General features: G+C 46.8%; 2 protein-coding genes. Both read left to right on the top strand.

Annotated features, from left to right (window positions below; genetic code table 11):
- A partial coding sequence (locus tag B4O97_RS19055) for an RHS repeat domain-containing protein (RefSeq protein ID WP_143305836.1) occupies positions 1 to 1,520 on the top strand: 1,520 nt, incomplete at its 5' end.
- The gene (locus tag B4O97_RS19050) at positions 1,513 to 1,737 is read left to right on the top strand and encodes a hypothetical protein (RefSeq protein ID WP_083053105.1); all 225 of its coding nucleotides are present in this window, start codon (positions 1,513 to 1,515) and stop codon (positions 1,735 to 1,737) included. The genes B4O97_RS19055 and B4O97_RS19050, both read left to right, overlap by 8 nt.
- Positions 1,738 to 1,979: the final 242 nt, after the last annotated feature.

The raw sequence follows: 1,979 nt of genomic DNA, 5'->3' as shown, positions 1-1,979 counted from the left end.
TCCCCTCGGCCTCTGTCCGGCCCCTGAATTACGAGCTGGACTATGAGTACGATGAGGCAAGGCCGCACCTGGCAACAAAGATCGGGGAGCTCTACTACAGCTACGACGCCAACGGGAACGTAACGCGGGAATCGACCCTGCCTGAAGGCCAGTCCTCCGCCCATGAAGCCCCGAACCTGAGTACCATCGGGGATGTCCGCCGGGCCGATCAGGCCTTCGGCTTTATCAACGAAGTGGAAAGCGGCAACGAGAACGAGTATATCCGCAGCTTCAGCTGGGACGCGGAGAACCGCTTGAAGAGCGTCCTTACATCCAACGGAAAGAGCGTGAAGTATCTGTACGATGCCGACGGAAAGCGTACCACCAAGTACGCAGGAGACGGCTCCTACACCGAAGGCATAAGCGGCGAGACCCTCTACTTTAACGAATGGTGGACCGAAACCGCCGACTCCGGCAGCTTCCGGCGGGCCAAGCACATCTACGTAGGAAAGGAAAGGATTGTAACCCGCTTAAGCAACCCCTCCACGGGAGGAACTCCCTATGAAGACGTTAACACCTACTACTACCACCCCGATCACCTGGGAAGCGCCCACTGCATCACCGACCCCCAGGGAAACCCCTACGAGAGGATAGAGTATACCCCCTACGGTGAGATGTGGATCGAGATACAGGAGGATGAGGCCACAGCAAGTTATAACTACATACCTTTTCGATTCACCGCAAAAGAGTGGGACCGTGAGACCGGCCTGTACTACTACGGAGCGCGGTACCTTGATCCGAAGACCTCGAGGTGGATGTCAGCTGATCCTGCGGGGTACCAGCTGATGAATCCGATGGATGGCAAAGGAAAGCCGAGGCAGGGATACAGCATAGTTGAGGCGACGAACTGGTATAGTTATGTGAGTAATAATCCTATTAAGTATGTTGATCCGACGGGGATGGAGGAGGAGGATTATTTAATTCCGGTCGAACGAATGGAGCGCGAGGGACTGACAATTCAGTACTATGAAGATTTTGACAGTGATCCGATTACTATTACGCATAACGGTGAGGAAAAAGTGCTGGGTCAAGATATTGATTATGGCGAAACAATACCATTGGATGCGGAATTGAATATTCCCGAAGGATCAATGATAGAATTCTTATCTGGTGGGCGTACTCTTACTGCTAGTGATTTCTCAGGATCAATAAAAACAGAGTTAAATAAAATGAACTCTATATTAGGATCACAGGCTTTTAAAAAAGCGATGAAAAGAGATAAAAATATTGGGATAGCGATGACTATAGGTGGCGGTGGAATTATGCTAGGTTCCCTATACTTAGGAGCAATAACTGCTCCAGAAACCATGGGGACTTCTGGAGAACTGGCAGGAAAAGGTTGGATATTTGGCGCTACCATTTTTGCATATGGGCTACGTCGTGCAATGGGGTATAATCAACAAAGTGTATATGATGATGTACGCGATTGTATAACACCCCCACAGGCTGAACTATCAAAACTGAGGAGATGGTATGACTAGCCAATTATTTCTTGATGTAATTATATTCATTTTTATTGGACTATTCACGTTTGGTATCGGTATGGAATTAATCTTTAAAGCACCGGACAAAATAAGAAGAAGACAAGATTTAAGTGCACAGAAAAAACAAAGTATGTTGACTGGTGCTATTATCGTTGGATGGATAGTGATTGCATCAGGAGTGCTGAGCATTCTAATTTTTCTATTTAATGTTTAGAGAAAACGATTTTCTAATTTTATGCAGGTAGACACAGGTTTACTTAACCCACCGAATTGAGAAAGTTGAGCTGCGCCGTCTTTTAAAAAAAGCGGCGTCAGTTCCAACGATTTATTCGGGGCTCGTAGAGAAGTTTTGATGAGTTTAAACAAGAACCGGCATGAATGTAAAAAAGTTGCTAAAACCTTGTGATCATTGAAAAGTCAGAGAAGGAAGAAGATTCGGGAGAAAGAAACGTCGAG

This window comes from Marispirochaeta aestuarii (genome assembly GCF_002087085.1).
In the GTDB taxonomy this organism is placed as follows: Bacteria; Spirochaetota; Spirochaetia; order JC444; family Marispirochaetaceae; genus Marispirochaeta; species Marispirochaeta aestuarii.
This window is presented reverse-complemented; position numbering and strand designations above follow the sequence as displayed.

Bases quoted from the DNA above. Each gene is read 5' to 3' on its own strand.
- B4O97_RS19050 (WP_083053105.1), top strand. From the start codon at position 1,513: ATGACTAGCCAATTATTTCTTGATGTAATTATATTCATTTTTATTGGA.